General features: G+C 34.7%; 21 protein-coding genes. 4 read left to right on the top strand and 17 right to left on the bottom strand.

The window, feature by feature from the left end; all coding sequences use genetic code 11:
* Positions 1-5: 5 nt before the first annotated feature.
* Positions 6-965, bottom strand: a complete 960-nt coding sequence (locus AC1VAQ_RS14930; protein WP_302597463.1) for a helical backbone metal receptor — start codon at positions 963-965, stop codon at positions 6-8.
* Positions 966-1,146: 181 nt separating this feature from the next.
* On the opposite strand from AC1VAQ_RS14930, the gene AC1VAQ_RS14925 reads away from it, so the two are divergent.
* Complete coding sequence (locus AC1VAQ_RS14925) at positions 1,147-1,800, top strand: helix-turn-helix domain-containing protein (RefSeq protein WP_302597464.1); 654 nt, start codon at positions 1,147-1,149, stop codon at positions 1,798-1,800.
* A gap of 30 nt (positions 1,801-1,830) precedes the next feature.
* Here AC1VAQ_RS14925 and AC1VAQ_RS14920 read toward each other — a convergent pair whose 3' ends face one another.
* On the bottom strand, positions 1,831-2,781 hold the full coding sequence (locus AC1VAQ_RS14920; protein WP_479904099.1) for a S8 family peptidase: 951 nt from the start codon (positions 2,779-2,781) through the stop codon (positions 1,831-1,833).
* A gap of 156 nt (positions 2,782-2,937) precedes the next feature.
* Here AC1VAQ_RS14920 and AC1VAQ_RS14915 point away from each other — a divergent pair, with 156 nt between their 5' ends.
* On the top strand, positions 2,938-3,417 hold the full coding sequence (locus AC1VAQ_RS14915; RefSeq protein WP_302597466.1) for an RNA polymerase sigma factor: 480 nt from the start codon (positions 2,938-2,940) through the stop codon (positions 3,415-3,417).
* Positions 3,418-3,438: 21 nt separating this feature from the next.
* Complete coding sequence (gene rsiV / locus AC1VAQ_RS14910; protein WP_330697548.1) at positions 3,439-4,461, top strand: anti-sigma-V factor RsiV; 1,023 nt, start codon at positions 3,439-3,441, stop codon at positions 4,459-4,461.
* A gap of 115 nt (positions 4,462-4,576) precedes the next feature.
* Here the strand turns inward: rsiV and AC1VAQ_RS14905 are convergent, their stop codons facing one another.
* The 4 genes from AC1VAQ_RS14905 to AC1VAQ_RS14890 all read right to left on the bottom strand — a co-directional run bounded on the left by AC1VAQ_RS14905 (position 4,577) and on the right by AC1VAQ_RS14890 (position 8,388).
* Positions 4,577-5,551 carry a siderophore ABC transporter substrate-binding protein gene (locus tag AC1VAQ_RS14905; RefSeq protein WP_479904098.1) on the bottom strand — a complete coding sequence of 325 codons (975 nt, stop codon included), beginning with the start codon at positions 5,549-5,551 and terminating at the stop codon, positions 4,577-4,579.
* Positions 5,552-5,718: 167 nt separating this feature from the next.
* The gene (locus AC1VAQ_RS14900; RefSeq protein ID WP_302597468.1) at positions 5,719-6,474 is read right to left on the bottom strand and encodes an iron ABC transporter ATP-binding protein; all 756 of its coding nucleotides are present in this window, start codon (positions 6,472-6,474) and stop codon (positions 5,719-5,721) included.
* Positions 6,471-7,433: an iron chelate uptake ABC transporter family permease subunit gene (locus AC1VAQ_RS14895; RefSeq protein ID WP_302597469.1), complete on the bottom strand. Its 963-nt coding sequence runs from the start codon at positions 7,431-7,433 to the stop codon at positions 6,471-6,473. The genes AC1VAQ_RS14900 and AC1VAQ_RS14895 overlap by 4 nt, the downstream gene beginning before the upstream one ends.
* Positions 7,423-8,388 (bottom strand): ABC transporter permease, encoded by a 966-nt coding sequence (locus AC1VAQ_RS14890; protein WP_330697549.1) that lies wholly within the window; start codon positions 8,386-8,388, stop codon positions 7,423-7,425. Before AC1VAQ_RS14890 ends, AC1VAQ_RS14895 begins: the two co-directional genes overlap by 11 nt.
* Before the next feature lie 167 nt (positions 8,389-8,555).
* Between AC1VAQ_RS14890 and AC1VAQ_RS14885 the strand changes: the two genes are divergently transcribed.
* A complete protein-coding gene (locus AC1VAQ_RS14885; RefSeq protein ID WP_302597470.1) occupies positions 8,556-9,365 on the top strand; it encodes a helix-turn-helix transcriptional regulator in 810 nt (269 codons plus the stop codon).
* Between the two features lie 65 nt (positions 9,366-9,430).
* Here AC1VAQ_RS14885 and AC1VAQ_RS14880 read toward each other — a convergent pair whose 3' ends face one another.
* The 11 genes from AC1VAQ_RS14880 to AC1VAQ_RS14830 all read right to left on the bottom strand — a co-directional run bounded on the left by AC1VAQ_RS14880 (position 9,431) and on the right by AC1VAQ_RS14830 (position 24,686).
* Positions 9,431-9,559, bottom strand: coding sequence for a hypothetical protein (locus AC1VAQ_RS14880; protein ID WP_302597471.1), 129 nt, complete (start codon positions 9,557-9,559; stop codon positions 9,431-9,433).
* Positions 9,560-9,572: 13 nt separating this feature from the next.
* Positions 9,573-10,376 carry a beta-glucanase gene (gene bglS / locus AC1VAQ_RS14875; RefSeq protein ID WP_302597472.1) on the bottom strand — a complete coding sequence of 268 codons (804 nt, stop codon included), beginning with the start codon at positions 10,374-10,376 and terminating at the stop codon, positions 9,573-9,575.
* A 109-nt stretch (positions 10,377-10,485) separates the two neighbouring features.
* On the bottom strand, positions 10,486-11,769 hold the full coding sequence (locus tag AC1VAQ_RS14870; RefSeq protein ID WP_302597474.1) for an ABC transporter substrate-binding protein: 1,284 nt from the start codon (positions 11,767-11,769) through the stop codon (positions 10,486-10,488).
* A gap of 140 nt (positions 11,770-11,909) precedes the next feature.
* Complete coding sequence (locus AC1VAQ_RS14865) at positions 11,910-12,761, bottom strand: carbohydrate ABC transporter permease (RefSeq protein WP_479904097.1); 852 nt, start codon at positions 12,759-12,761, stop codon at positions 11,910-11,912.
* Positions 12,762-12,775: 14 nt separating this feature from the next.
* Entirely contained in the window at positions 12,776-13,750 is a 975-nt protein-coding gene (locus AC1VAQ_RS14860; protein WP_302597476.1) for a carbohydrate ABC transporter permease, read from the bottom strand.
* Positions 13,751-13,816: 66 nt separating this feature from the next.
* Positions 13,817-15,172, bottom strand: coding sequence for a sugar ABC transporter substrate-binding protein (locus AC1VAQ_RS14855; protein ID WP_479904096.1), 1,356 nt, complete (start codon positions 15,170-15,172; stop codon positions 13,817-13,819).
* A gap of 129 nt (positions 15,173-15,301) precedes the next feature.
* Positions 15,302-17,038, bottom strand: a complete 1,737-nt coding sequence (locus tag AC1VAQ_RS14850; RefSeq protein WP_479904095.1) for a cache domain-containing sensor histidine kinase — start codon at positions 17,036-17,038, stop codon at positions 15,302-15,304.
* Positions 17,031-18,125, bottom strand: a complete 1,095-nt coding sequence (locus tag AC1VAQ_RS14845) for a response regulator transcription factor (protein ID WP_302597480.1) — start codon at positions 18,123-18,125, stop codon at positions 17,031-17,033. The genes AC1VAQ_RS14850 and AC1VAQ_RS14845 overlap by 8 nt, the downstream gene beginning before the upstream one ends.
* Positions 18,126-18,256: 131 nt before the next feature.
* Entirely contained in the window at positions 18,257-20,965 is a 2,709-nt protein-coding gene (locus tag AC1VAQ_RS14840) for a GH36-type glycosyl hydrolase domain-containing protein (protein ID WP_479904094.1), read from the bottom strand.
* Positions 20,966-20,992: 27 nt separating this feature from the next.
* Positions 20,993-23,926 carry a GH36-type glycosyl hydrolase domain-containing protein gene (locus tag AC1VAQ_RS14835; RefSeq protein WP_479904093.1) on the bottom strand — a complete coding sequence of 978 codons (2,934 nt, stop codon included), beginning with the start codon at positions 23,924-23,926 and terminating at the stop codon, positions 20,993-20,995.
* Positions 23,927-24,275: 349 nt separating this feature from the next.
* Complete coding sequence (locus AC1VAQ_RS14830) at positions 24,276-24,686, bottom strand: C-GCAxxG-C-C family protein (protein ID WP_302597483.1); 411 nt, start codon at positions 24,684-24,686, stop codon at positions 24,276-24,278.
* Positions 24,687-24,861: the final 175 nt, after the last annotated feature.

The following is a 24,861-nucleotide window of genomic DNA, read 5'->3' as shown; positions in this document are numbered from 1 at the left end:
TTTCATTACTCCGCATATACGATTTCTACTAACTTTTCCATAGCATCTACAACTAATAGGTTTGCACTCATCCCGAAATACTCTGTTTCTAGTGCCACTACCCTATCATTTTTTACCGCCTCAAAGTTTTGCCATGCAGCATTTGTTTCAAATTCTGATTTAAAAGCTGCTAATGATTCTTCTGGATTTGCATGTGCCATAAATAAAATATACTCTGGATTTTGATGCGCTAAATATTCCATATCTACTGGTGAAAATCCAGTTGTAGTATTTTCAATTACATTCGTTATCCCCACGCGTTTTGCAAGGTCTCCTACATATGATGCCTCTGAAGCTACCATAAAGCTTTGTCCTGCACCGAAGATAATAAGTGCAGTAGGGGATTCCTTCTCTTCCACCATTTCTTGAATGCTTGCTTCTTTAGCCTCTAAACTACCTACTAATTCAGCTGCCTTTTCACTTACATTAAATCTTTCACCTAAAAATATAATGCTTTCTTTAAGACCTTCATAGCTTGATAAGTTAATGAACTCTGATGCAATGCCTAATGTTTCAAATTGTGACTTTAAGTCTTCTGATAAAGAGTCTACAGAAATAACGACCGTCGGTTCCAAAGAAGTAATCACCTCCATATCTGGTGACATGGCACTACCAATTTGCGTAACTCCCTGTACACTTTCTGGTAATTCATAACTACTAGTTGGTACACCCACCATAGGTATGCCTAAAGCATCTAATATTTGAACCCCTGCTACTGATGAAACCACTACGCGATCTGTAAATTCAGTTTCACCAGTTGCCATATCTTCTTGCTTGTCTGCTTGTTCTGTTTGTCCTGTTTGTACTACCTCTTGTTTGGTATTTTGATCTGCCTGCTGTGAAACTTGTGTGCTACCGCATCCTACCGAAAGTGCACCTAGTGCAACTATTATACCTACTAAAAAACCTCTTTTTATATTTAACATAATTTCCTCCTGTACATTTATTTATAATTTTATTATTTTTTACTTATGTTTATTTTTTAGTTAGCTATGACTAACTTTTTAAATCATATCATGCTATAATAAAGCCATGTTTTAAAATATTTGAGTATTTTTTAGTTATTTTTAGATTTTCTATTTTTTATGAGTTACAAAGGAGTTATTTATGACACACATAATTTATAATCACCTAGAAATTTGTACTTTGCTATACTGCGGTAATACCAAACAAGCCCTTGAGCTTTTTACGAAGCAGGCCTCTCAACTTCATTTTAATAGCCTTGCCGCACAGCGCTGTTTTTTAACTGCCTTAAATCATAGCATCTATAACTTTATCTTATTAAAAGAAAATGTTTCTTTGCATGAGTGCTGTTGGGAGAATGACCAGCTTGTTGCGCTTATTACTTTTAATGAATTTATTGACCTTGGCGAAAAAATCATCACTGCCTATAGCTCCTGCTATATGTATAAAATAGAAAAACAACAAAATGCACATATCAAAAATGCCCTAAAATACATTCATACCCACTTGCAAGATGAGCTGACCTTAGATATTGTTTGTGATAACGTGAATATCAATAAATGTTACTTATGTAATCTTTTTAAATTAGAGGTAGGCCTAAGCTTCAGTGAATATATTCTTCAAGAACGTATTAAATTAGCTAAATATCTGCTGACAACCACTGACCATCCTATTCAAATTATTGCTTTTAAATGTGGCTTCAAAAATGCCACCTACTTCTCTACTTGCTTCAAAAAACTATTAGGAATATCTCCCTCTAGCATTCGTCTAAAAAAAGCTAAAAAGCTGGCAGATTAATGATTATCTCACTAATCTACCAGCTTTTAACTAAGTAAGCCTATTATTTCTTAACATTTGTTCAAGTACATCTTGCACTGTTAAATAAAGCATGCCATTCCCTTCTGCTGTTGCTGGAAGTCCTACTGAAACCGCCCTTCTTACAAGCTGTGCATAAATCTCCAATTCCGTAAGTTTCCTGCCAAATCGTTCCATCCCCCAGTTAATCAACAGCGCTACTGCTCCTGTTACATATGGTGCTGCCATAGAGGTTCCTGAAAGCCTGGCATAACTACTATTAAGATAAGTTGAAAGGATATTCACGCCTGGTGCTATTAAATCTACTTGATTATTTGAATTAGAAAAACCTGCCACGCGCTTACTGCTTGTAGCAGCGCCTACTGAAATAACCTCGCTATAATAAGCAGGATATGCATACTCCGGAGTTAATGCATTGCCATCTCCTGAGTTAGCTGCAGCACATATCACAACGATTTCCTTGCTTACTGCTTCTTGAATAGCTGCATGTAATTCAGGTACATCTACAGGTCCGCCTAAAGACATAGAAATGACATCTACCCCTTGAGTTATGGCATACTTAAGTGCTGCAATAGCGCTTTCATAAGTCCCATTGCCATCGCGGTCTAATATCTTTAAGATCAAAAGACTTGCTTCTGGAGCAACGCCCACAACGCCTGTACCATTTGCAGAAGCTGCAATAATGCCTGCTACATGGGTTCCATGACCATTGTAATCATTGTATCTATTTACATCTCCACCATCTTCACTAGTAAAATTTCTTCCCCCTATAATTCTATCCTTTAAATCTGGATGATTCACCTCTACACCTGTATCTATAATGGCAATTGTTACACCTCTCCCCTTGTACCCTTTATTCCAAAAATCAGGTGCCTTAATATCTTTCACACCTTCTGGAATTATTTCTGATTGTGCCTTGCTACTTGTGATGTCAAATGGCGTTAGACTAATGGACTTATCCATAATTGCCTCCTGTTAGATGAATATTATTTCAATTCATCATATGTCCTGTCCTCAAAAATGGTGTACAACCTCCTATATTTTTTTTATTCCTTGAAACTTTTCATATACCGTCCTAGTCTAATAAGTAAAATAAACACATATAGAAGGTTAAAAACGATGGAAAATGAAATTATTGATTATATCTTACAAACTAAAACACAGCATTATCGCATCGCCTATAGTTATGTGAAAAACAAGGAAGATGCCTTAGACATTATTCAGGACACCATAGTAAAAGCATTAAAGTATCAACATACCCTCAAGCATAAACAATATCTTCACACTTGGTTCTGCCGTATTCTTATTAATACTTGTAAAACGCATCTTGCAAAGCATGGTCATTACATAGTAACATCCGAAGGCGAATTCTTATCAAATCCTTTTTTATCTTCATCGCAGGAAGATGCTTATCAACACCTTGAAATCGAGGATGCGCTTAATGCCTTAAATGAAAATGAACGAACCATTGTGATGCTACGCTACTTTGAAGGCCTAGAGCTTAAGGAGATTGCTTCTGCTATTGACCAGAATCTTAGTACTGTTAAGTCCACATTATATCGTGCCTTAAAGAAAATGAAAGTAAAGCTTAATAGCTAGTAAATATAAAAGGAGTGCCCTATGAGCAAAAAAAAATCAAACCAAACTAATTTAAATTCACAAAACTTAAAAATCAAGGATTTTAATGCTACTAAATCTGAAATGCATGAGATTGAAACGCAGCTTAATGACTACTATAACAACATTGAAATTCCTGAAGAACTAGACAACATCGTTTTAGATGCCATAAAAGAAGGCCTACATGATTTCACAGAAAGTGACCCTCTATCAGAAAATATAATTGTGTTAAAGAAAGGAAGTAAATTTAAAATGAAAAAATACATGAAAAACTTTGGTACAACTGCTGCTATCGTTACAGCTTGCTTCGTAGGAACTGCTAATTTAAGTCCTACATTTGCACAATCACTCAGTAATATTCCTGTCCTTGGTAAACTTGTAGAGGTTGTAACCTTTAGACAATTTGACTTTAATGAAGACACTTATAACGCCCAAATAAATACACCTGTTATTGAAGGCTTAGAAAATAAAGACTTACAAAATGCACTAAATGAAAAATACTTAGCCGAAAACAAAGCACTCTATGATGCGTTTCAAAAAGAAGTAGAAAATATGAAAACTTATGCAGAAGGCGGCCATCTGGGTACAACTTCTGGCTTTGAAGTTAAAACAGATAATGATCAAATTCTCTCTATAGGTCGCTATGTTGTAAATACTGTTGCCTCATCTTCTACAACTATAACTTATGATACTATTGATAAACAAAATGAAATCTTAATTACGCTCCCTAGCCTGTTTAAAGATGAGAGCTATATCGATGTCATCTCAGAAAATATCAAAACACAAATGAAAGACCGTATGGCAAATGATGAGAGCCTCTCTTACTGGATTGGAAAAGATTCAGATGGCATTGATGGTTTTGATAAAATTGATGCCAACCAAGCCTTCTATATCACAAATGAAGGTAAACTTGTGATTTCTTTTGATAAATATACAGTAGGTCCTGGTTCTATGGGCATTCAGGAATTTGAAATTCCAACAGATATCCTACAAAACATCTTAGTAAGTACTACTTATATACACTAATTTAATCTTATCCAAATTATCTAAATAAAGAAGCCTAGCACAACCTCATTCTACTATTGCATACATTAGAATAAGATTGTGCTAGGCTTTTTATAAGCGTTAATATGCTTTTTTACTATTTATCAAGAGCTGTTGAAATTTCATCTACCATCGTTTCAGTTCCTGTGAATCCACCACCTGCTGTATACCATACGTTTGCATCTAAGTAAACGATGTTATCATTTTTATAAGCTGATGTTGTTGTCATTAATTCATTGCTGAATAATTCTTCTGCTGATGTACCTCCACCTGCTACTGCAGCGCGGTCTACTACAAATAAGTAATCTGGGTCTTGTTCTACAATATATTCAAATGATGCATTTTGACCATGTGTTGAAACTTCAATTGTTTCATCTACTGGTTTGATGCCAAATGTATCATGGATAATTCCGAATCTTGAACCTGGACCATATACGCTAAATGCGCCATCATTTGCAAGAGCAATAAGACCTGTTACATCCATTTCAGTTGCTTTTTCTGTAAGTGCTTCAACTTTTTCTTCTACTGCTGCTACTTTTTCTGCTACTTCCGCTTCTTTACCGAAGATTTGTCCTAAGTAATCCATATTTGTTTTAAATGATGCCATGTAATCTGTATTATCTACTGCTAAATTGATTGTTGGTGCGATTTTGCTAAGTTCTTCATAGTAATCTGCTTGTCTGCCACCAATGATAATAAGTTCTGGCTCAAGTGCATAAATTGCTTCCATATCTAATTCTTTTAATGAACCTACATTTGTATAAACACTTTCATCTGTATAGCTATTTAAGTACTCTGGAAGTGCACTACTAAGTGGTACTCCTGCTACTTCTACTTCTAATGCAGAAAGCGCATCTAAAATACCAAGTTCTAATACTACAATATTTTTAGGATTTTTAGGTACTGGTGTTTCCCCTAATGAATGTACAACTGTTACTGTACCTGTTTCTTCCGCTGTTTCTACTGTAGCTTCTGTGCTAGTTGCTGGAACCTGTGTGCTTGTTTGTGCGCCACATCCTGTAAATGCTAATGTCATAACTGCAAGTGCTGTAAATACTAATTTTTTATTCATCTTTTTATCTCCTTAATTTCTATGTTTTATCTTTCTATATAGATTTCACAAACAACAAGCCATACGCCTCTTCTTATCATTTATGAATTTCATTCTCATTATTTTTCCTAAGTTTAGCAGCTTTAAAAGCTGCTTTTATTTCTGCTAAACTTTATGTTTATCTTATCTTAGAAGTAAATACAAATATTTTGGTCATTAATGTTTTGGACATTAAATGGCATTTCATAAATCTCTTCTAATACACTTTGCTGAATAATTTCTGCTGTAGGTCCTTCCTTAGCAATCTTGCCATCTTTAAGGGCTACAATATAATCTGAATAACATGATGCAAAGTTAATGTCATGGATTACGATAATAACTGTCTTACCTAGCTCATCAACAAGCTTTCTTAATATTTTCATAATCTCTGCTGAATGCTTCATATCTAAGTTATTAAGTGGTTCATCTAATAAGATATACTCACTGTTTTGTGCAATAACCATAGCAATGTAAGCACGCTGTCTTTGCCCCCCACTGAGTTCATCTAAGTAACGATCTTGTAAATCAGTAAGCTGCATATACCCAATAGCTTCATCAACTTGTTTTTCATCTTCTGCTTTTAAGTTACCGCCACAGTGTGGAAAACGGCCAAAGCTTACAAGTTCACGAATCGTTAGGCGCATATTAATATTATTAGATTGCTTTAAAATCCCGATTTTCTTTGCTAACGCTTTTTGATCCCATGCGGTGATTTCTTTGCCGTCAATTAAAACCTCACCACCGTCACGTTTCATTAAGCGTGTCATAATAGAAAGTACTGTACTTTTCCCTGCACCATTTGGGCCAATGAAAGATGTGATTTTTCCTTCTGGAATTTCCAGTGACACATTATCTACTACCTTTTTACTGCCATACATCTTTGAAATGTTTTTCACCTGAATCATTGTGTACGTCCTTTCATTAATAAGTAAATAAAGTAAATACCACCTATAAAGTTAATAATGATACTTACGCTGACACCGAAGCTTAAAATACGTTCTACAACGAACTGACCGCCTACCAAAGCTACAATACTAATAAGCAGTATTGTAATTCCTAGCACGCTATGTTTATATGAATGCATCATATATCTTGCAATGTTTACAACTAAAAGCCCTAAGAAAGTAATTGGGCCAACTAATGCTGTAGATGTCGCTGTTAAGATTACAACAACAACTAACATGTGTTTCACAACTTTGTCATAATCGACACCTAAGTTAATTGCATGTTCCCTACCAAGTCCCATAACGTCCAGTACCTTCATGAACTTTGTGCTATAAAGGAATGACCCTACAATCATTACTGTTGCAAGTCCTAATACCTTGGTATTGATATTATTGAAACTTGCTTGTGACTTATCTTGAATCGTTAAAAATTCACCTGGGTCCATTAAAACTTGCATAAAGGTCGTGAAACTCTCAAATAAAGTACCAATTACAATTCCTACAAGTAATAAGAAAAAGATATTATGACTTTTTTTCTTAAAGACAAGCTGGTAAAAAATAACTGATGCCCCTAACATAACACCTGTAGTTAATAAGAAGTTGGCATTGGCATTTACAATCAATTTATGCGTTGAACCTAATAGAAATACAACTGCTGTATTCAGCAACATGTATAAGGAATCAAGCCCTAAAATACTTGGTGTTAAAATATGATTGTTTGTTACCGTCTGGAAGATTAGTGATGAAAAACCTACTGCTCCTCCAGTTAAAATAATGGCATATATTTTTGGAATACGCTTTGAAAGCGCATAACTATAACTCTTTGGATTAAGCCCTGTAAATAAGAATAGGGCAATGAGTGCAATACTGGCTACAGCCAATATGCATAATACTTTTTTGTCCTTGGCTTTAACCTTCATTTTTTGCCCTCCTTAAAATCATATAAAGGAACATTACGCCGCCAATTGTTCCTACCATCATCCCAATAGAGACTTCAAATGGGAAAATAATTAGTCGGCCTAAAATATCACAGATTAATAGGAAGATTGGTCCTAAAAGTGCTGTATGGTAAAGAGAATTCTTTAAGTTATCTCCCACATACATTGTAACGATATTAGGAATAATCAGTCCTACGAAGGGAATATTCCCTACTGTAATCATTGTTACCGCAGTAATCAGTGCTACAATTCCAAGACCAATATTAACAATAAGGTTATAATTAAGCCCTAGGTTTGTGGCAAAGTCCTCACCCATCCCTGCAATTGTAAATTTGTTGGCATACATAAACCCTAAAATTACAACTGGAATGCTTAAATAAAGCATTTCATAATTTCCAGCCATAATCAGCGATAAGTTTCCTTCCATCCATGATGAAATATTTTGTACAAGGTCATATTTATAAGAGAAGAAAGCTGTTACTGAACCAACTACCTTTCCTAGCATCATCCCTACTAACGGTACAAAAATAATATTTTTAATTTGAATGGCTTTAATCATTTTCATAAAGACAACTGTCCCTACCATTGCAAAAACAAAGGCAATAATCATCTTTGTCATTTGTCCGCTTCCACCGAAAGCAATCATCCCTACTAAAATTCCAAGTTTAGCAAAGTCTGATGTTGCTGCTGTTGTTGGTGATACGAATTTATTTCTACTAATCTGCTGCATAATAAGACCGCTGACACTAAGTCCTACCCCTGCAACAATAATCGCAATTAAACGTGGTAATCTACTAATCATTAAGAGCTGAATCTTATCTTCTCTAAATGTTAAAATATCATTTAAAGTAAGGCTGCTTACTCCTACAAATAAAGAAACTGTTGCTAATATAATGAGTAAGCCAGCAAGATATCTCTTCTTCATCCAGTGCTTCACAAGTAAGCCTCCTTTGACATCTCTAATCAAATAATGTTATAATATTTGAATAATATACTGATAATTAATTTCATTTATAAATCTATATTAACAAGAAATATGTATTACGTCTTATACGATATTTAGATTTCTTGTAATATTTTTAGGTTGAATAGGAGGACCTCACTTTGGATCAGACATCACTTACTCTTACAATGGAAAACTTTCACCATTGTAGCCATTTACCTATTCGTGCCTTTAATAAGGAAGGTAAAGAAATTGCAACTTATGGTTTCTCAGCACAAGATTTAAATATTATAAAAGCTTACCTAACATCTGAGCTAAAGGAAGAACTTCTTAGGCATACCTTAACGCAAAAGATTTTTCATCATCCACTTACTGATGATATTTATCTAACATCTTGCCTTATTAACCCAGATGTGCCTTCAGATGGTGTATTTATTATAGGACCTTATACCACTTCACATATTTCAAAGGAAGCTTTAGTCTTTAAACCACTTCATTGCATGGCGCATTTGACTGAGCTACTCTACAGTATTTATTCAAGTCAGCTTGTATCTCCTTGTGAGAACGATACGCCAAATGTATTACATCCTTGTTCTACGCCACGTACAACCTGTCCTATTGCACTTACTCCAGAAGATGAATACAGCTATCATGTGACAAAGGCTGAAATCTATATCGAAAAAAACTATCATAAGCCCCTTACCTTACAGGAACTTGCAGATTATCTCGGTATTAATAAAAGCTACTTCTGCACTATTTTCAAGAAAGTCACAAAACAGTCTTTCTGCACTTATACAAACAATGTACGTATTGAAAAGAGCAAGCATCTACTAAAAAATACAGATGATTCTATCCTAGATATTGCACTTACGACAGGATTTAGTAGCTCTAGCTACTTTAACAACACCTTTAAGAAAATAGTGGGACAAACACCGCTTGAATACCGCTTTCATAATAAAGTGCATCTCTAATATACTTTAATAAGAAAGCCAGCCATGAACTCTATTACCGTTCATAGCTGGCTTTCTTTTATTTTTTATCCTTTATATACCAATATTCCTATACATATAACAATGGCAATACTTAACAGAATTACAACTAAGATACCAAGCTTTTGTTTCCTGTTAAATAAAATTTGCTTCTTAGCATCTTGGTACTGTTTCATCTTGTAAATCTCCTTACTTATTACTATATTGTGTCACTCGCATCCAATCATATTCTGCTGTAAGTGGCGTTTTTCCATCAAATGCACCTAACCATGAATCCACACCAATGCCTGGCCATGTATTCATCATCACTTTAGAAGGTGTCTGAGGAATATTTTCTGTAGCTTTATATACTTCTACGCCATCCACATACCAAGTAATTGAATCTGGCTGCCATTCAAATGCATACTCATGGAATGCCTCTGAGGCATCAAATCCTAAATCATATACATATTCATGTTCTCCCACACCATTTGTGAAATAATTGAATTGTACTTTTGTTGAATCTTTTCCTAGGAATTCAATATCTATTTCATCCCAAGGATTGTTATCACTTGGTCCTGTATATGTAAAGAAAGATGAAACCACGCCTGTATTTTTTATAGGTTTCATACGTACTTCATACATCCCATAATGAAAAGCTTGTCTTGTACGATATTCACCACCAGACCACTTCGGACTTGTATTTTCTCCATCTTGGTCGATTGTAAGCATCATATTGCCATCTTGAAATTGCACGTTGTCACTTCGCCATGTACAATCAAACATGCTCCCATTTGTCCAACCATTAGCCTTTTCCATAAGTGTTTCTTCAAAGTCATTAAACTGCGTTTCTAAGGCAACTGTCCCTTTTAAATTCTTCATCCCTCTACTCACCGTAATCTCCTCCTCCAAGAGTTTACTTGTCTGCATACTTTCTATTTTTTGTGGTGCCTGTGCATTACTACACCCAATAAGTATTAAACTCATGCCTATAAAAGCTACATAGGATTTCATAAATTATTTCCTTTCTTTTTTATTGTCTTTATAAATTAAGTATAAAGAGAATGCTGCTTTCAAGTAAGTTGATAATGTTACGATAAAACAGGATAAAATTAATAGCTCCTTACTCTTTTGCCAACTGTGCAGTAAACTCTTTAGCATCTATCTCCTTGTTTATGAGTTGCCTTAAAAGCCTATAATATGTTTGCCCCTTTCCTTCACCAAACAATTGGTCATAAGCAGGATGTTGTCCCTTAGAGGGTTTAATAGTTGAACAGGCATACATTGTTGGAAACTTTGCCTTATTAATCTCTTGTCCCTTATATGCTGGTAGTCCTATCCCATACTTATCTATAGCAAGCTGTGAGACATCTTGCATAATCTGCAAATATAATAATTGAAGCTCTTTATCTTCAGAAATCTTGCCATTCTTACTAATTACAAATGTATCTACGAATCCACCTACACCATAACGCGTATTTTCATTTGGAAATGGTATGACTTTTACAATATCTTTTACCTTAGAATCTTCTGCCTCAATGCTAGAAGCTGCCCAGCTGCCATACAAAAGCATGGCACTCTTGCCCTGTGTAAATAAGTAGCACGCATCGTATCCATCATCTTCTATATAGTTTGATTGCCATGGCATAAGCCCATTGATTTCTTGCATCTTTTTAGCTGCATTATAAAACTGTGGCGTATTAAATTTTTTATGATTTAATGCAGCATCATAAACACCTTGTAACTCTCCTTCTCCTAGTACGAGTGACATATAATATAAGGAATTAACCCATTCCTCCTTCATACTCCCAGCAAGTGGCACCATGCCTTCAGCCTTAAATGCTTTAATAACCTCAATAAATTCATCATATGTCGTCGGATAGTCTATATCTAAGACTCTAAAGAGTTCTTCATTACAAAATAAGCTTACATTCCACCCATAGGTAGGCATAGCATACAACTTATCATCATAAGTAACACCCTCTAACGTATAGGGTAAGCACTTCTCTTTTAGCCCTGTCTCTTCTACGACATCTGTTATGTCCGCTACTAGGTCAAACTTTACATATTTCTCTAGCCAGCCATATCCCCATGCAAAAAATATATCCGGTAACTGATTTGTAATGGCTGCACTTTGAATAGTAGATTGATAAACTTCATTTTTAAAACTGGTAATTTCAAAACTTATATCTTCTGTTTCATATTTTTTTACGACCTCTTCTAATATCGTCTGTATATCACCATGTATAGTCCATATAGTTATATTTTTCTTGTCCTTCTCTTGAAAACTATAGCTCTGCTTCCTTTGTACATCGGAATAAATTCTAAATAATAATAAACTTAAAATAAGCCCTAAGAAAACCACTACGCCAATAATTATTCTATTTATGAGTTTATCGTCTTCCATTTTTCATTTACCCCTTTTGCTGTAATTATTTACTATCCCTATAATATACAAAAAGCCACAAATGGAAGTGTTACAAAACTATTTGGCTAGTTTCGCAACACTTCCTTTGTATTTTTAAAGTAAATTATTAACTTTTCTTTCTAAGCTTTTACTGCGCCTGCTGTCATACCACTTATAAATTGTTTTTGTAGTCCAAAGAATATAATAAGCGGTGGCAATGTTGTTACGCAGCCTGCAGCCATTAATAAATCATATCTATTTTGATAATTACCAACATATAGTCTAATTCCTACAGGAATAGTTGCGACATCTGATGAAGTTGTAAGTACCCATGCAAATAGCAATTCATCCCATGCCATAAGGAAAATATATATACCAGTCGCTATTAAACCAATTCTTGCAATTGGTAAAATTACTTTTAGGAATGCCTCAAATTTACTACATCCATCTATAATGGCTGCTTCTTCTAGTTCTGTTGGAATCCCAGCAAAGAAACCTCTTAAAATCCATATACTAAATGGTATGTAGAATGCTGAATATACTAAAATCAATCCCCCATATGTATTGATAATTTTAATACCCAATGTATCTTGTATTTTGATAAACATAAGATACAGGGGTAGTAAGAACATAATTCCTGGTACCATTTGTGTCGCCAGTACTGCCGCACCAAATATCCCTGCCCCTGGGAACTTAAATCTTGCCACCGCATATCCCGCAAAGGTCGCAATACTCAGTGCTATAACTGTTGTTGCCCCACATACGATAACACTGTTTTTAAAGTAGTTGAAGAAATCTACACTTTGCCACATCTCAATGTAATTTTCAAAATGATTAGGAATCCCAATCTTACCTGTTGCAATATCTCCTTGTGTCATTAATGAGGTTAATATCATCCATACGATAGGAAAAAGCGCTATTACTACAAATAACCAAACAATGACTGTTCCAATATTATCAATTACTTTTTTTCTTTTTTTGTATTTTGTCATGTCTCCGTTTTTCACTAGTCATTCACCACCAAATCATTTTGGAATACTTTATACCATAGTGCTACTAATCCTAGCACACAAATCATAACGATCACGGTCGCTGCTGCACCAGGTCCAAACTGCCATATCTGGAATGAATTACGATTGATATTGGTCATAAGAAGGTCACCGTATTTACCTGGGAATCCTGCACCATGTCCAAACATCATAGCTACAATATTGAATGAATAAACATAGCTAATAATACCATTTAATATTTGAATTGATAAAACAGATCTTAATAATGGTAATGTAATTGCTTTAAATTGCTGCCAACTATTCGCACCATCTATCTCTGCTGCCTCGTAATAATCAATTGGGATTTGTTGTAACCCTGCTAAAAGCATGAGCATAACAAATGGCACTGTTCGCCATATCGTAGGAATCATAATGGCAATCATTACCTTAGGTCCTGTAAGCCAATAAGGTCCTTCTGGAATTATATGAAAAACATTTACAAGTATCTTGTTAATAATACCATCTTGCTGCCACATAAATCCCCATAGTAAACCTACAACGAAAGAAGGTACTACCCATGGTGTCATTAATAATGTTCTAGCAAGTCCTTGAAACTTAAATTTTCTATTCAGTAATACTGCTAGCAATAGTCCAATTCCTATTACTAAAATACTACATACTACAGCAAAGATAGCTGTATTTCTAAGGGCATCAAAGAATCCTGAGCGCATGGTACTATTAGGGTCTAATAATACTGTTGCATAGTTCTCAAGTCCTACAAAAGGCGCTCCTAAAAATTGATGAAGCGTAAATTGATTAAGCTTTAAAAAAGACATCCAAATTCCTGAAACAATTGGAATCAAGTGAACAATAAACATTGCAATTAATGCTGGCGCTATTAAGCCATATGCTAATTTATTCTTCTTAATTTGTGATAATAAACCTTTTTTAGCTACTACATTTTTATTTAAATCTTTCGCTGCTTTAGCCATTTTTCTGACCTCCTACCATAATCTATCATGTAATCAAAATGACATCTTAATATTTGTTATCACAAATTATTGCTGACTATAAATTGTTGTACATTCATTAGCTGTTTGATCTAAGAATTCTTTAGTCTTAGCTGGATCATATTTACCAAATACACCCATAACATTATCCCATACATTACTTAATCCTTTTTGAAGTAGTGTTTCAGATGGTCCCCAACCTGCTACTGAAGGATACGCTTTACCAAATGCTATTTGTTCTTTAAAAGCCTCTCGCATTTCTTCATTTGATATAAACTCTGTTTCATAAGCTGCATTAACTGTTGGTAAGTTACCACACTTTTCTTGATATGCAACTTGTGCATCTGTACTCATTAAATATTCAAGTACTTTATAAGCAGCTTCTTTATTTTTAGAACTTTTAAAGACGCTAAGTCCACTACCACCGAAGAAAGCATATTTTCCTTTAGGCCCTTCTGGGAATGAAGCTGTACCAATTTTTTCAGCAAGTTCTGGTTGTTCTCTTCTTAATGTTGCAATTTCATAAGCACCTGAGAAAATAGTTGCAAATTCACCTGCATTGAAAGCTGCTTCAATCTCAGCGGAGTTTTTCTCCAATGCCTGCATGCTCATTAAGCCATCAATTGCAAGTTCTGCATAATATGAAACACCTGCTAAAGCTTCATCTGAGTTAATAATACTTGTTTTATTATCCTCTGCAATAAAGTCTCCACCTGCACCCCAAATCCATGGTGCGTAGTTATGAATAACATTCCAGTCATTCTTTCCTGGCATTCCAAGTGGTGGTACCTTTACACCATCAATTTCTACATCTTTCATTTTTGTAAGCGCTTCTCTAAAGCTGTCCCATGTTTTGAAATCTGTTTCTGGATTAACACCCGCTGCTTCACAGATATCTTTTCTATAGAAAAGTGCTCTTGTATCAATGAACCATGGCAGGGCATATCTTTCTTCACCTTGTCCTAAAATCTGTGTTGTTGGAAGTGTGGCATCTACGAAAGCTTCTTCGCCGCCAAAACGATCATAATAAGGTGTTAAATCTTCTAAAGCACCCATAGCTGCAATAGCTGCAATTTGTGTTGTCCCTAATTGAGTAATATCTGGTCCCTCGCCACTTGTGGCTGCTGTTGTAAGCTTGGTCCATGCTGAACCCCAGTCTAAAACAGTTGGTTGTACATCGATATCAGGATTCTCTTTTAAGAATGGCTGTAAGACTTCCATAAGGTCTTGATCTGGTGTGCCGCTATTAGGCATAATCCACATAGTGACAACTGTTTTTTCCCCATTTGGAGCGGCACTTGTCCCTTCTGCATTAGATGCTACTGACTTACTAGTGCCTCCACATCCTACAAGTGAAGCTGCTATTACTGTTGCTAAAAGACTAAGTAATAATTTTTTCTTCATTTATCTCACCCTTTTTATGTATTTGATAAGTAAATTATAGTATTTTAATTACATATTTTTAACTTAACAAAATTACGATAATACATAAAAAAATTAATCTTTTAACACTTTTTTAATCACTTTATACAATCAAATTGGAATCATTAATATTATCTTTGTATATTCTCCACACTTTGAATCAATTTTTATGACTTCTTTTGTACTTTTAACGTCATAGTATAACAACAACCTTGCAATCATCGCCTTAAGACCAAAACCTGATTTAACATCTAATTTTTCTCCCTGAAGGACCTTTTGAATAACTTCTTTAGATATGCCATTCCCATCATCTTCTACTATAATCATCATCTTGTTTTCATCTTGATTAAAACGTGTTGTAATACTGATTTGTACAGGCACGCCTACTTTTTTTACACCATATTTAATACTATTTTCTACAAGTGATTGAATCGTAATCTTAGGAATTTTAAATTTCAAGGTTGCCTCATCTATATCATAATTAATCACTACACTATTAGGCTTACGAATAATAGCAATTTTAATATACTCTTTTACAATTTCTAATTCCTCAGCAATTGTAATACAGTCTTCACCACTGCTCAAACAAGCTCTATAATACTTCGCTAACGTTTTTATCAGCTCAATGGCAGCGTCCTGTTCTTCTATGGCTACCAATATACTTGCCGTATTTAACGTATTATATAAAAAATGAGGTTTTACCTGATGATTAATAATCGAAAGCTCTAAGCGTTTTTGAAGTTTTTCTCTTTGTGCAACATCTATCACCAATTCATTAATTTGCTCCATCATTTCATCTAAGGCATAAATAATATCGTAAACCTCTGAGTAACCATCTTCTATGGTAAACTTAACATCAAGTTTTTTCTCTTTTCCTATTACTCTGGCTTTAGTTGCTATGTATTTGAGTGGTGAAACAACCTTCCTCTTAATAATTAAAGAAGCCATAATGATAAATATAATGTTGCTCATAACTGCAAAAATCAAAATGATACTGATATTATTATTGGACTGTGCCTCATGATTCATCCCTACAATATATCCGTCTAAAATATCTATTGGCTGTACAATATAATGATAGTTCTTATGTTCTTCTTTTACTGCGTAATATTGTTTTTCTTCCCATATAATCTCATCTCTTAAACGTTGCAGCCTATTATTGTTAGGCATACAAACCACATTCCCTACTTCATCCCTAATCATTACATCTAAGCTGATATTTCTTAAAATCTGATTACACCCCTGCTCTATACCTGTAGGTTCTAAATAGACTACTATATAGCCTAGAGGCTTCATATCTTCTTTCGAATTAATAAGTCTTGCCATATAAAAGGTGAGCTGACTCTTTCCTTCCAATACATTTTTTCCTATTCCCCAATAAGTTCCGCCTTTTCTGCTCTCTACCTTATTTAAGTCAAATTGTGAAATAAACAAAGCATCATCTTTTGTATAGGTAGGTTCTTGATACTCCGAAAAAACCTTTCCATTTGCATCTATAATATGAATAGATTTTACATCTGGCCATTGTATAATATTTTCCTTTAAAAGTTCACTGATACCATTTGCAACTTTTTCACCGCCATATCTTAATATATTCTGCAACCTGTCATCAATGGCTAGATTATATGAGATACGTTCACTTTCACTCATTTTCCTAGACAAGAAATATGAAAATGTATTTAAAGCTTGTGCATCTCCCACTTGAAATTTATAACTTACTTCCTTTTGCAACACAAAATAAAACAAAAATACGCCTAATGTAAGAGAAATGCTCATTGTTATGAAATAACTTCTCATCAGCACCCAGCTAATACTATGTACACGCTTTTCCCTTATGTGCCTATTCATATTGCTCGTACGCTGCTTTCTTATATTCATTAGGTGTCATCTGTGTATATTTTTTAAATAACCTTGTAAAATACGTGGTATCATTATAACCAATGAGCTCACAGACCTCATACACCTTTAGATTCTTTTCTTTCAGTAAAAATTTAGCACGTCGCATTTTCATTTCTGTTACAAAGTTTAAGAAGTTTTCTCCTGTTTCTTGCTTAAATAGTGTGCAAAAATAATTTTTGCTGATAGCTAATTTCTCACTGATAATAGCTAAATTAATTTCTTCATCAACATGCTCTATCACATATTGACACGCCTGCATTACCACATTATCCTTATACATTACTTTACTGTCTTTAAAAATGTTGTATAAACTTATGATTTTCTGACTAAAGCGTTCTATCAGCACCTCTTGTTCTTTTATTTCATTTTGCCCATATTGCAAATAACTCTCTATGTTTTCTAACTTGCCGAGGTATGTATATTTCTCTTGTATTCTCGAAACAATTTCCTCTAAAATATATGAAAACCTTACACACATACTAGCAACTTCCATGTTCCCATAAGCTTTTTCTTCTTCCACAATACTTTCTAGTACCTCAAATGTCCTTTGATCACTTTGAATCATATACTTTATTAATTGTTTATCCTTTTCTCTAGAAAACTGACGTTCCTTTCCTTCTCTGCCTTTTAGTAATTTATACATGTCTTCATTTTGACGCTTTAACAATAACTTTTCTCTTACATTGCCTAACACTTCTATTATTTTATTTTCCTCTAACGGCTTTAAAATATAATCAACCACGCCATATTTAATCGCACCTTTGGCATATTCAAACTCACCATAGGCTGTTAATACAACTATTTCCCCCCTGTATTCCATTTCTCGCGCCTTAGCCATAAATTCCATTCCATTCATCATTGGCATTTCAATATCTGTAATGCTTAAATCTATGCGTTGTTCCTTAAGCTGCTGTAATGCTTCTTCACCGCTTTCTGCTTCACAAATAACTTGAAACCCCATCTCTTCCCAGGGAATCAATTTCTTAAGACCTTTTCTTACAATAGGTTCATCATCTACTAGCTGCACTTTAAACATATCTCCACACCCTATCTTCATGCTTTAAAATACTTAAAACCTTTTAACTATTATACTATTTTATATAATTATTTTATAGTTCTATAGCAAAAAGAGTTGAATTTGTAATTCAACCCTTTTAATTTATAAATTTAATTTAAAATGACTTTTATTTTATGTTTCTTATCTGTTGCTAGTTCTTCTAATTTTTTTCTACTAATTGCTATCTTACTATCTTTAAATTCATATGCTTCCTCATTAATAGACACGTCTTGTATTTTATATAAGCCATATTGTTTTTGATTATTGTTTATGTATTCCACCTCAAGTTCTTTTCCTGCATAATTTAGGCTTATACTTGCTTTATGTTGTTTGTCAAATTGTTCAAGAAGCAATTTAGGCTGTAATACTAAATCACCTATTTCACCTTTGACCCCAAACATCTGTGTCACTACTGTATGCATGAGCCAACTTGCTGCACCTGTTAAATAATGATATAGTCCTCTTCCATGACCATTAATATATTCAGGAATACCAGGATATATCTTACTCCTTTCAAAATCAATGCAATGCTTATAAAGAGTATCTATAACTTTAAATCCTTCTTTCACAAAGCCTCTTTCATAAAGTGCATTGGCATACATAACTGCCATATGAGAAAATACCGCGCCATTTTCTTTAGTACCATAAGCAAAACCAAACATTCTGCCTAAATCTGTTTTTATCTCTTTAAAATCTGTATTTAACTTATAGCCACCCACTGATTGATCATATAAATAATGATCTGCTGCCTTAACGATTTCTGCGACCTGCTCCTTAGTTGCAATACTATTCATAATCGTAAATACTTGGCTTGTAAGCATCATACGTGTTCCTTTTTCATGGTCTCCTTCTACACGCATGCCATGATTATCATAATAGCCATTATACCAACTATAACCGTGTGTATTTGTAATCCACTCTTCGTTTCTTATATGCTGATAGAGCCAATCTGCCTTTGCGTTAAGGTTTTGCATAAGCATCTCAATATCTACTGCTACTTTAATACCACTTATGTTATGTGCCACTTGTTTGCAGTATTCACTTAAGAGCTTATTTTTAGCACGCACATTTTCATAAATATCTGGCGTTTCCTCTATAAGCATTTGCAGCTCTTTTGCAATCTTTACAGACTTAACATGACAGCGTACCTTTAACGCATTTAGTAGCTGTGCTATAGCCTTCATATTCCCTGCATAAAGTGCTGTAAAGGCTACACTTTCACCTTTTTCATCTGCCATGTCTAATGCATCATTCCAATCTGCACCATGGAGTTTAAAGTTATTATGTTCCCCTACATCATAGAAGGCTGTTAAATGCTGCACCAGTAAGTGCTCAAGTATTGTCCCCTCATAGTGTGTTTCATTTTCTGTAAGCAGTTCACTGCCCTCACTTACTGACCACAACTCATCTTTAGCTGTCCCTCTCTTTATTTGTAAGTCTTTAAAATAAGTTTGTTTTTCTAAGAGAAACTCAAGATCACCGCTTTGCTGAATATAAAGATTTGTCGTTAAAAATGGCCATGCCCCATGATCCATCCATACACGTGTAATGTTATTTCTATCTGCTATAAATTCACCCTGTTTACTGCCTATAATTGTAGCATTGGTACCATCAAAACGTACACCTGCAAAATTATCTATGAGCATCTTACGTACTCCACTAGGGTCCATTGCCAATAGCGCAATACAATCTTGCCATAAGTCACGCCATCCACGTCCGCCTTTGCCATAATCATGATGCGGTAAGAAAGAACATCCATAAATTCTTCTTAACATAGGCTGAAAGTTTACCCAGTACATCCAGTTATCAAACTGTTGATCCTTTGTGTGATATGAAATATTGATTTTTTGTTCCCAATACCTTTTAGTTTCATCTAATGCTCTATCAAAGGCTTTTTCATTTAAGTATGCCGCTACCATCTTATCAAAGTCCGCCTCACTTTTTCCAAATCCCATGGCGATAATATAAGATACTCTTTCTTGTGGCTTTAATGTCACCTTCTCAAAAGATAATCCGCCCATTGCTTCATAACCTTCTAATGAGGCATTTGCCATAACTTGTGGCATTTCATTATATATAATGGCGGCTGGAACTTCAAAAGAACCACCTTCTCCAATATAATCTTCTACGATAGGGAAGAAGCCTTCTGGCGCTTTTCCTACGGCTGAAGCACCTGCTACCCCATATACTACAGTATTAACTTTGTGCCCTCTCTCATCAAAGGTTAAAGTAGGATTTACCAGGACGCTATATGCTGTAGTTTTTATGCGATGTAGCAATGATGTCACATGTCTATGGTCTCGCAAGTTGGTTGCTGAGCGTCCATATAGCGGAATAGCTGCTGTAGGCCTTAAATTTAATGACGCGCTACCTATATTTGTAAGCGTTACTTTCATAAGTTCTACTGTATCTTCTGTACTTGGCACAAAAGAAGTAATTTGTGCCTCTAATCCTACTTTATCTGACCTCCTTTTTAACCTATGCCACATAACACCAGCCTCTAGACTTGTATCTTCTTTTTCACTAGTAAATAATTGTGCTTGCTGCAATGCCGATACACCTGTAGCTGACCATGCACCCATCCCTTCAATATATACCCAGAAATTTCTAGATGATTTATTATTATGGAGGTTTTCACTGCTTACAGGTTCTAGTAAAAATGTATCTTGTCCCATTTTACAGTCCCCATCTAAACTAGGTGTCACACAAGACATTACCCCTGCTTCATTTGCAATTGGAAAATACGCATAACTATTTTTCTCTGGATGCATCATCTTAAATGTGCCTTTATGATCTACAAATGTGTAACCTTTTGTCATGTAAATAACCCCTTTACTTATGGTCTTCTATGCCTCAAATGTTAATACAACTTCATGTTTTCTGCCATCATCCGTTAACTTAATACGATTTTTCTCCAGTAACATCCCATCTACAGATACTTGATATTTACTATCCTTTATACGGTATAGACCTGTCTCTTTGATAATGCGAATTGTATATTCTGAGCTGTAGTATCTAAGTGTATATGCTACATTTTCCTCTTTATCATCTAATAGTGGATTTAGGATAAGTGATTCCTTATCATATTTAATTCCCAACATCTCAAATAAAGTAATTGCAAGCCATGTTGATGTTCCACTTAATGTAGGGCCGATGTTCTCACCGGTTTGACTGTTATTGTATTGTGTACACCATCTTGGATTCCCACATACTTCAAATGGATTTTCTAATGTTTTATAAGGTAATACTAAGTCTACCATCCAGTAAGCCATATCTCTAAGCCTGCTCGCAAGTGTCCTATCTTCTACTGTTTTAGCAGCTTGGAGCATAGCTGCTGTCGCCATCATTGTTGCATGTTTAAAGATTCCACCATTCTCCCTATCTCCTGGGAAGTACTCTCCTGTTGCTGTTTTAGTTGCTACTTTTGAAAGATCTGTCGGGCTCATAAGCTTAATGCCATATGGTGTTTTAAGATATGCTTCAATTTGATCTAGCATAGTAGCAATTTGAGTTTCAGTGGCTGAATTCGATAAAATTGACCAGCTGAATGAATTTAAGAAGTATGTCCCATTAATATTCTCGTCTGAAGAGAATCCATCATTCTTACCACCTAAGAAGGTGATTTCTTCTCCAAATCTATTAAAGAGTACTCTTGCAAAGAAGTCTTCCTTCCATGCATACTTTTGAATGTTTTCTGCTAATGTCGCATTTAACTTAGCTAAGTGTGTGCTATAAGCGTCATCCTTTTGCATTACAGCAAACTCTTCCATCTCATCCATTGCTAATTTTAATAAGAAAGCATTCATGACACTTTCAGAGTAGCCTTTAAACGGACCTCCTGTTTCTTCTTTTTGCTTTCCTGTTAAGAAGTCGTCATCTACTTTTAGGCAGTCATTCCAATCCGCATAATCAATAAGTGGGAAGGCATGTTCACCTACTGAAATCTCAGAAGAATACTTTACAATTGCTTTTAAAGTTTCATAAACACTGCGTTTTTTACCATTTGTCTCTGGCATGGTATATTCTTCATTTAAAAAGCCTACATCACCACTATAGCTTACATAACGATGTACAGCTTGTACCAACCACAAACCATCATCTGACCATTTGCCGGCTTCTTTTCCTTGCCAGAAGAAGTTATGATAGCAGTAGCCATATTCAAATACCTTTTCAATCCATTCCCTTAATAAGGCTTTTGTATATTCTCTTTCTCCCATAGAAATAAGGTAATACTCAGAAACAAAGATATCTTGTATTTCTCTAAATCCAATCTCTCTATAGCCCTTTTGTGTTAAGTCAAATGAACGCGAAACGAAGGTTTGATATAAAACTTGGAATGGTAAATTCTTATTAATATAACGGTCAAAATCTACATTTTTCGTTTTTACTTGTAAATAAGTACTATACTTATTATAGCTTTCAAGCTGTTCTTCTAATGCACGCTCAGCCATTTCTTGTACAGCAAACTTACTGTGTAAATTCATGATTTCTTGATTTATAACATCCTCCGGTACTTCTTTGTTTTCTAGTGTTGATACAAGCCCTACAAAATGATCCACATAAACCGTTTCATCTGCATCTGCTTCTAGGCTGCATCCTAATGCAAAGAAACCTGGTCCTTTTGTATTTAAGCGATTAGAAAGTTTACTTACACCTTGAGGTTTATACAAGCTGCCACTACCAATAAATTCACTGTACTGTGTGCAGACTTCTGTAGCATATTTCTTTACACCCTTTTCATATGCCATAACTGTCGTAAATCGTACATCTGCCTTTGCATTTACTGGGTAATATTTAGGAACATATGCCATTAAGTGTCCTTCTTCATCATTTATAAGCTGTGATTGCATAATAACAGTTGAATAAACCACATCTTCCATTAAAGCACCTGGTACTGCTGTTGCTAACATACCTGTTGTAACAATCTTAATATTTCGCCTATGTCCTGTTGTATTCGTAATGGCAATACGTTGCAGCTCCGTTGCAATGGGTAACCCTTCATATTGTGGTACTAAGAAAATAGTCCTTACAATTTTTAAACCACATTTTGTCTTATATTCTATAACCGTATGATTTTGTCCATGCTTACAAATTGCCTTTTCTATATTGTCATCTAATACATCTGCTGAATAAAAGATTTGTTTGCCGTCTTCTACAATATAAAACTGCCTGTTAGCTGGAAAACCATTTTCTTCTGGTAGCATATCCCATCTTGTAGCAAGTACTTGTACCGCCGCATGTGCTCTAAAACTTCCTGCGCCAAATCGGTCCACCACACTTTTAGGCGTAGATTGAAGTGCTAGGTCAAAGTTCATACGATTGCCTAAAAGCATATTGGTATAAAAGTGAGGCCCTGGAATAGGTTTTGTAAGTTCTATTACATGTTCGCCCTTTTCATTGATACTTCCAGCCCAATTTTCATATCCCTTGCAAATATTTAATATACGTTCTACCACTTGGTGGTCTAAAGCTTGCTCTTTGATTACTTCATCTGCATATGTATAGTACTTAACATGAGTCCATGTTTCATCAATGCTAAATAAATGTGATGCTCTCACATTTAAACCTTCAAAATACTTGCTAACGATTTCATCTTTAAGCACTTCCTTAATGGCAGGTACTTGAAAAGTAAAACCACCCATAGCTATTACATGCTTTAAGCTTACATCTGTAAATCGACTATCATATACTAATTTTTCATTTAAACAACCTTTAAAATACTCTTTAGTTTTATTTTTTGCTGTGCTTAATACATCTCTTGCCAGTACCTTAGTTAGCATCTCATTCTCCTTATTATCAACATTAATTTTATAATCTATTATGTTAATAATAAATCATCCCAATTTCTAAAGTAACCTTATAAAATTAAGCTTTTTCATGAAATAATTACTGTTTTCACAAAAAACAAAAGGCCAAGCAACACTTTCGCGTGGCTTGGCCCTTTTTATAAAATAGGATTTGATTACTCTCTTATTATAATGTAAAAATATTTGCTTTATCAATGCACTATGTACCTATAAAAATCTACTTTGTTTCGTGAATTTCTTCCTACAGACTTTCGTTATAACAATGTCTCTAATTTGTTACTGTTTATTTTTTACGAAGGCTTCTCTTCAAGTGTACTGAATATTATAAATCTTCTCCAATAAGTTCTTCTAAAATCTCACAAGCATCCTTTACAAAGTCTTTACACATTTCATAATGTGTCCCTGATTTATTTTCTAAGAGCTTACCACATACAGTACTATCATTTCTTTCTTTAAAACGTGCTGAAAATTCTTTTACAAGTCTAAATGTTTTAAGTCTTGCTGCGCCATCACTCGCCTCAGTACGTCCATATAATAATCCAATCACCATGCATGCACCAGTTACCACGCCACACTCCCCGCGCATTCCAGCCATACCACCTCCAAATCCTTGAGATACCTTAAGTGCCATCTTATAATCCATCCCTAAGTCCTTTGCATAAGTAGCAAATACTGCTTGTGAGCATGAAAATCCTTCTTTGAATAATGCTAATGCCTCATCTACTTTACTCATTTCTATTCTCCTTTTCTTCATTATAGCTTAAGCTATCTTCTAACGCTTTTTATTATACCTTCTTATAACCTTGGAGACTACTCCAATCTTTATCCTTCCACATCCTATACATACAAATCTTATAATCGAGTAGGAGGATAACCATTAATTGATTATCCGACCTCTCACACCACCG

The sequence above is a fragment of the Cellulosilyticum sp. genome, assembly GCF_982396655.1.
The sequence above is the reverse complement of the archived record's forward strand: the minus strand, read 5'-3'. Positions and strand labels throughout refer to the sequence as shown.